Annotated in this window: 5 protein-coding genes; all 5 read right to left on the reverse strand. The window is 33.8% G+C overall.

Annotated features, from left to right (window positions below; translation table 11 throughout):
• Positions 1–82: 82 nt before the first annotated feature.
• The 5 genes from U9P79_09910 to U9P79_09930 all read right to left on the reverse strand — a co-directional run bounded on the left by U9P79_09910 (position 83) and on the right by U9P79_09930 (position 5,521).
• Positions 83–1,432 carry a sigma-54 dependent transcriptional regulator gene (locus U9P79_09910; protein MEA2104937.1) on the reverse strand — a complete coding sequence of 450 codons (1,350 nt, stop codon included), beginning with the start codon at positions 1,430–1,432 and terminating at the stop codon, positions 83–85.
• 263 nt (positions 1,433–1,695) lie between these two features.
• Positions 1,696–2,874 (reverse strand): ATP-binding protein, encoded by a 1,179-nt coding sequence (locus tag U9P79_09915; protein MEA2104938.1) that lies wholly within the window; start codon positions 2,872–2,874, stop codon positions 1,696–1,698.
• Positions 2,871–3,434 carry a DUF4390 domain-containing protein gene (locus tag U9P79_09920; protein MEA2104939.1) on the reverse strand — a complete coding sequence of 188 codons (564 nt, stop codon included), beginning with the start codon at positions 3,432–3,434 and terminating at the stop codon, positions 2,871–2,873. The genes U9P79_09915 and U9P79_09920 overlap by 4 nt, the downstream gene beginning before the upstream one ends.
• A 13-nt stretch (positions 3,435–3,447) precedes the next feature.
• Entirely contained in the window at positions 3,448–4,227 is a 780-nt protein-coding gene (locus tag U9P79_09925) for a DUF4097 family beta strand repeat-containing protein (GenBank protein MEA2104940.1), read from the reverse strand.
• 112 nt (positions 4,228–4,339) lie between these two features.
• On the reverse strand, positions 4,340–5,521 hold the full coding sequence (locus U9P79_09930) for a PDZ domain-containing protein (GenBank protein MEA2104941.1): 1,182 nt from the start codon (positions 5,519–5,521) through the stop codon (positions 4,340–4,342).
• Positions 5,522–5,861: the final 340 nt, after the last annotated feature.

The raw sequence follows: 5,861 nt of genomic DNA on the forward strand, positions 1-5,861 counted from the left end.
AAATACACGAAAAAGTCGACTTTGTAATTTTATTTATCCCTTTTGGAAAAAATTAAAATACACTAATTTTTTTTCTCTTTGTTCAGGTTATCCCGAGCTCTTTAAGTTTGCGAGAGAGGTTTGATTGCTGAAGTCCAACTTCTGCGGCTGTTTCGCCTATCTTTCCGCCATTTCTATCCAAATATTTTTTCAAATAGTATTTTTCAAATCCAATTTTAGCGTCGTTAAAATTTTTAATATCTAAGAATGGAAGTTCTAAAGTTTTTGCGGGTTCTGCAAAACGAGTTTGTCCAATGACTTCATTTTGAGCAATAATTTTACTGTCTGATAAAATATACAATCTTTCCACCAAATTTTTTAATTCTCTCACATTTCCCGGGAATTCACAATTTGTCAGATACAAGATTGCATCGTTAGAAAATAATTTGGGGGCAACCTTCAATTCAACTGCAAAATAATCTAAATAGTAGGAAAGCAAAACAGGAATATCATTTTTCCGTTCCCGTAATGGTGGAATTGTTATTGGGATCACGTTCAATCTATAAAATAGATCTTCTCGAAATTGTCCTTCCCGAACCATTTCTTCCAAATTCTTATTTGTTGCCGCAATAATTCGAACATCAATATCAATGGTTCTATTCGATCCGACGCGTTCAAATTTTCCATCCTGAATAACTCGCAAGATTTTTGCTTGTGCTTCTTGATTCATGTCCCCTATTTCGTCCATAAATAATGTTCCACCGTGAGCAGCTTCCAGTTTACCTACTCTTTTTCTATCGGCACCTGTAAAGGCACCTCTTTCGTGTCCGAACAACTCACTTTCCACCAGTTCTTTAGGAATTGCAGCAGAATTGAATTTAATGAAGGGCGCTCCTTTTCTGTCACTCTGGTGATGGAGTGCATAAGCAACAAGTTCTTTTCCGGTACCATTTTCGCCACGAATCAAAACTTTGCTATTAGTTTTGCTTATTCTGGAAACTAAGTCCCGCACCTTGCGGAATTCCACAGAAGTACCGATCATGCGATATTTGTTTGAGACTTCTTCCGATTCCTGCTCATAATATTTGTACAATCGGATTTTTTCTGAGATGTTACGAGCTGTGATTGTAACTTTATGGAGAGAGAGAGGTTTTTCCAGAAAATCATAAGCTCCAATTTGCACGGCGTTAACGGCAATTTTTATACTACTATGTCCGGAAATCATGATCACATCCAGATCAGGAAATTCTGCTCTGATTTTCTTTAAAACCTCAATTCCATCAATCCCCGGTAATTTGACATCTAAAAAAACCAGATCAATAATTTCTTCAGATAGCAATTTCAACCCGTCTTCGCCACTATCTGAAGTGAAAACGGAATATCCTTCATCTTCCAAAATTTCAGCAAGAACTCGTCTGATATTTTTTTCGTCATCAATTATTAATATATTCATGCAATCCTTTCAATTCTTTCTGCGATAAATCTTATTAGTTCTAATTTTTTTATAGGGGTTAAAACCCCCGATAATTTTGATCTTTCTTTCAACGAGATAAATCTCGTGGCTATTCAGATAAAAAATAAAAGACAATGACCACGAAACACAATAAATACACGCAATAATTCAAAACTCAAACAAATCGCCTAACCATTCATAAAATAGTTGAGTAACACATTATATTATAAATATCCAGCACAAAAAAAATCATCCGATTTAAGTTAGCCTTGGTAGTTGCTGCTCATAGAATTTGTAAAAATCATAGTAAATTTAGAACCTTCCCCTTTTTCACTTTCCACACTGATAGTGCCATTATGTTCTTTGATTATTCTTCTAACGATAGCCAAACCGAGTCCGGTTCCTTTTACTTTATTTGTAAAATATGGACGGAATATTTCATTAATGTTCTTTTTATCAATCCCTTCCCCATCATCTTGTATAACAAAAATGAATTTATCATCCTCAAACTTTGACAAAATGCTAATATTCCCATTTGAAGAAATTGCATGAATAGCGTTCTGAATAAGATTAACAAAAACTTGTTTCATTTGCAATTTATCACACTCAAATTGGGGCAAATCATCTTGCAAATCCAAATGTATGTCGGCGGAATCTACATAGGGAAGAATAATTTTTCTTATTTCACAATTAACATCACAGAAAACAAAATTGGTTGTAGGCATTTTTGCAAATTGGGAAAATTCTTTGACTAACTTCTGCAAATTCGAAATTTCCTCGTTGATTACTTCAATAGAGCTGGTAAAAACATCGTCAAAATTTTTTGCTTTTTGCAAATGCTTCATTTCAAGTCTTTCGGTAGCGAGGCGAAGTGGGGTGAGAGGATTTTTTATTTCGTGGGCAAGAACCTGAGCCATTTCCCTCCACATCAAATCTTTTTCTGCCTGGATCAATTTCTCACGACTTCCATCAATTTCGGTTACCATTTCGTTAAAAGATCTGATAAGTTCATTAATTGGAGAGAATCTGGATTCTCTTACATTTACTGTGAGATCTCCAGCTCTTACTTTTTCTGTAGCATTTTGAAGTCTTGTAAGTGGTTTTAATAATAAATTTATAAGGATTACGAATATTAAAAATAATATTAGAATCGTGGCAACAATGTAATAGGTTGACAAATTTGTCATCCGCTGTTCGAAAAGATATGAATTAAGTTCAATTTGATTTATCCCACGTAAAATTGGTTGAATTTCATCTTTTTGAAGTTCTTCTTTGTGATTTTCATATAAATCGTGAGTTTTTCTATACAATCTGATTGAGTTATTATCTTTTGTATAATCAGCAAATTGATTAATAAAAAAATCTCGTGTGAGAACTCCAAAAACGAGTAATAAAATAAATATCAAACCAAGAATTTGAAATTTAAAGGAGGGTAATTTCATGTACGCTTATTTTTCAATCTCAAATCTTTCGTTCTATAACTTGGGGATTTATTATTCCAATATTTCATTAAATCATAATTTTTTTGAAATATATCCAGAAAAATAGGATTTATAGTTGCATTTATTTTCAGATAAAATCTTTGATCCAAATCCAATTGCAAGGAATTTGTGACTGTTACTTTTTCTACTATGGTCAATTGATCTTTTGCTTCATCTAAAGTTTCAAATAATTTCCATTCATGTTCTTCAGATCGCTTCACTTTATAGACTTCATCAATTAGATCAAATTCGATTTCGCGATTTATTTCTTTTTCAGCAATTTTTGTATCGGAATTCGAAATAAAAAGAAATATCGTGTATGTTATCCGAACTTTTTGACCTGATTGAAAAACCTTTTCAAGATGTTCGTCGAAGCAATTATTTAATTGTGCACTGCAAATGAAATCATGGTTTGAATATTCCACCTGAACATTAGTGAAATCGGGTGATAAATTGGTGTTGAGTAAAGCACCGGCAACTACAACCAAAGTTGTCAAAGATTTTGTGATTGCATTAAACATGTTTTATCCGAATTTATAATTCAACACCCTCGTGTTTTCTGCTTTTTGAATCCAGATTATGAACATTTCCCAAACCTGTGGAAAAATCCTTGGATTTAAAATCACAATCTGATGTTGAAATATTTCCGATGCCAGTATCAAACTCAACGGTTTTTGCACTTGAACTATACGCAGAAATATTACCCACACCGGAATCACAGTTGATATCATCGGCTCTTACTCCGGAAATTTCAATATTACCCGCACCTGAATCAAGTTTTATGTTTTGGGAAATAATATCTTCAAGAAATATATTTCCAGCCCCTGTGTCAATATTGATGTTAGAAATACTGCATTTTAATAGTTTCACATTTCCAGCTCCAGTATCCAATAAAACGCTTTTATTTTCAATATTTTCAATTGTAATATTCCCGGCGCCTGAATCAATATCAATTTCTTCAACCTGAGATATAGTACCGGTCAATGAGCCGATGGCATAGGGATCACCGGATCGGGTTTTTCCGAGTAATTTTCCATCTTTAAAAAATAATGAAACATCATTTTCTGTTTTTTCATAAATTTTTACTTGCAGATCGATTTCGCTACCTGCTTGCAATTGCACCTTACCTTTATAAATATCGGCAATAAATTTGCTATTACTTTCTGAATTAGTGAAATGAATGATTCTCTCATTTTTAAGATACACCCCATCAACTTTTACTTTACCACCCTCAATATCAATATCAATACATCCCATAAATGCAAACATTACCAATCCTGTTAGTAACAATAAAGCTAGCCTTTTTCTTAACATTTTTTTACTCCTTTTGAGAATCGTTTTTTATTTTATCTAATAAATCTGTCTAATTTTTTGAAAATATAAAAAAAAGCCCCACTAATCAAAGCAGGGCTTTATGATGATAGAATTAAAATCCAAACCAAGGACCGATGCTAATTGTATATCCCTCAAATTTTGTGTTCGGAGAATTTTCTATTTCATAATAATCTTCGCAGACATTGGATCGCCATCCTTCGTAGAATGGTAAACCGAACATATATCCACCTTCTGCACGGAAACCAAGCCAATCGTTAATTCTATAAAGGAGTGCCATTTTTGGTTGGAATAATAAATATTCTTTTGTGAGCTGGACATAGTTATTTTCTGAGCTTCCCAACTGAATGCCTAATTGATCCCAGTCATAGTTTTCTCCCATTTGCGAAAATTCTACTTCATACCCGCCCCATCCGAGCATAAAGCCGAAAGAGGTAACAAGTTTTCGGAAAATTGGAATCCGCTTATCTAAAGTTACTCCGCCGTATCCAATATCCAACGCCATTCGTCTTGCTCCCAAACTATCACTATTTCTTAATGTTTCTGAATACCAAGAACCCATTCCACCGAGGAACCAACCTTTACCGATATTACCTTTTCCACCGAGTCCCCAATAGAAGAATTGATTTTCTCCCAAACTTGAGAACCCACAATCCTCAATAATTTTATTAATATCTTCGAATTTATCCTTTGGTTGAAACCAGACAGGAATCCAGCCACCACCACCGTTTCCTGCGGATAATTTGTGAGGCTTTTTTCCTTCGGGATATTCTCCTTTATCGACAAAAATTCCTTTACTTTTGGGAGCTTGCAAAACGAGCAATGTGGTAAATTCTTTTCCATCGCGAAAATATTTTACTAATACTTCCTCATCAATATTCTTGCTTTTAATCAGATTTGACAATTGCGATTCAAATCGTACCTTTTGGCCGTCAAATTCCATAACAATATCACCACCAATTAAACCGGCTTTGTGTGCTCCACCACCTGTTGTAACACCGGTAATCAATACACCGAAACAATGGTCGTAATGTTTTTCGTAGGCTTCCTGAAAATTTATATCTCGCAAATAAACTCCCATTTTGGGGGTTCCACCTACATTTTTTTCTTTGTTGATTGACACACTAATGGAGACATCATCATCTGATTCTTCTTGAACTTCTTCAATGATTGTTTCTGCAATTTGTCCGAGTTTATCTCCATCCGAAATTTCATCTGCAATGAGCATTGTAGTCACAAAACTCATCATAAGTACTAATAAGGCAACCTTTTTCATAGTTGACTCCTTTCTGTAATTTGTTTTTTAAATCATAGGGGGAAGGGGAGCTTGCGCTCCCCCGTATTTGCTATGATTTATGAAGGGTTTCACATCTATATATCTTAACAGTTTACAATTTCTGTGCCAAATATGGCTCACTTTTTTAAAATGCTTTTATTAAGGCAATTACATAATCATAAATATTATTTTTTAGCAAGCGTTTATTTTATATTCTTATAATTTTGATATACAATATATCGAATTGATATGATTAATTAGGGTCCATCCGTAAGGTAGGGATTCGACGCAGATGAACGCTGAAAAAAATGATTTACGCAAGATAAAAATTTAATTATAA

This window comes from Candidatus Cloacimonadota bacterium, assembly GCA_034661015.1.
Lineage (GTDB): Bacteria > Cloacimonadota > Cloacimonadia > JGIOTU-2 > JGIOTU-2 > JAYEKN01.